The 1547-nt window shown below is 57.1% G+C and carries 2 protein-coding genes; both read right to left on the reverse strand.

Annotated features, from left to right (window positions below; all coding sequences use genetic code 11):
• Positions 1-658 (reverse strand): inner membrane CreD family protein (locus A3754_RS25105; protein WP_197468860.1); only part of this gene is annotated, 658 nt, incomplete at its 3' end.
• A 191-nt stretch (positions 659-849) separates the two neighbouring features.
• Positions 850-1547 (reverse strand): ATP-binding protein (locus A3754_RS25110; protein ID WP_231880787.1); only part of this gene is annotated, 698 nt, incomplete at its 5' end.

Raw genomic sequence — 1547 nt, forward strand, 5'->3', positions numbered from 1 at the left:
ACGGCAAGGCGCCGAGTGATTCTGTGCCGTTCAGATTCAATCGCACCTTTACCGTAAAGGCGCCGCTCAAATCGGTGGGCAGCGCCACCGCCACCGCATTGCCTCCCACCCCGTCCGGCAGCTGTTCGGTTTCCACCAGGGGCAGCGGCACATCGTTGACCAGAATTTGCGGACGCTCAACCAACCCGCGCAGGTCCTGAATCCGCAATAGCAGCAACGGTTTCTGTGAAGACACCACCTGTTCCGGCTGGCTCACTTGCTGCCAGTTAGCGGGAAACACAGCTTCAATATGCAGCAGACTCCGGTACACCGGCACGCCGTAAATACCGCGATAGCGCATTTCACTCTGCAGCTCGCCATCAATGCTCAGGGTATCCGGGATCTGGCTGTCCAGTACCTGCCGGTGTTCGATGGCGGTACAGGTTTCGCCGCTGCGGCAATCGCGCTTTTCCACCAGCTGTTTGCGGGTTCTGGGTACCACGATCAGTGGCCCACTGATCTGCTGTTCGCCACTGACCTGCCGGGTAATCTGGTGTTTGACGTGCATCGCTTCATTACTGCGGTCGGATATCTTTCCCTGGATCATTAACAGCGGCATGACCAGCACCAGCATTAGCCCGGCAATAGTGAACATTTTCAATAACAGGTTGGGTCGCATGGCTTCTCTCCCACAAATGACGCCCTCAGTGTGAGAAAACAGTGTGCGAAACCGATTTGAGGGTTTTGTGGGGATTGTGTGGGGGAAAGTGGTGACGAGTTGCGAGAAGCGAGTTTCGAAAACCCGGGCCATTTTTTTCTTCTCGCTTTTCGCTCTATCGCGCCGCCAACAATACTCCTGCGGGAAGAGGTCTATTCGGGGAGGATTAGCCTGGCCTGAACGCCTTCCGGGGTGTTTCCCACCTGCAGGCTGCCGCCGTGCAGACTGGCGATTTCGCTTACCATGGCCAGCCCCAGGCCTGAACTTCTTTCCTGACCCGGCGCCGGCAGGGAATAGAAACGCTCGGTGATGCGTTCAAGCGCATAGTCAGGAATCATGGGGCCAGTGTTGGTTACTGTGAGACAGGCTGCTTCAACATGCACCTCGATCGTGGTTTTCTCTTTGGCAAAACGCAGGGCGTTATCCAGCAGATTGAACAGCGCCAGCTTAAGGGTCTCCGCTTCCGCCAGCAGGGTACCTTCATTCACGGCCACCTCCTGCCGCTTTTCAGCCAGCAGCGAATAGCGGCTGTGTTGCCATTCCTGCACCAGAGCGGAAATTGCCACGGCACTTTTTCGATGCGGCAGGCTTTCCAGTTTTTCCAGCCTCGCCATGGCCAGCAACCGGTCCAGTAGATCACTCAACCTGATGCTTTCGTGTATCACATTATCCGTGAAACGGTGCAGGGCCGGATCGCGCACTTCCTCTGCCAGGATTTCCCCGGCACCACGAATCGCCGCCAACGGGCTTTTCATTTCATGGGTCAGCAGGGTCACGTTATCTTCCAGCTGTGCCCGTGCCTCCAGGCGTCGACGCATGGCGGTGACGGCATCCGCCAGGTCACGAATTT

This window comes from Alcanivorax sp. HI0083 (genome assembly GCF_001635175.1).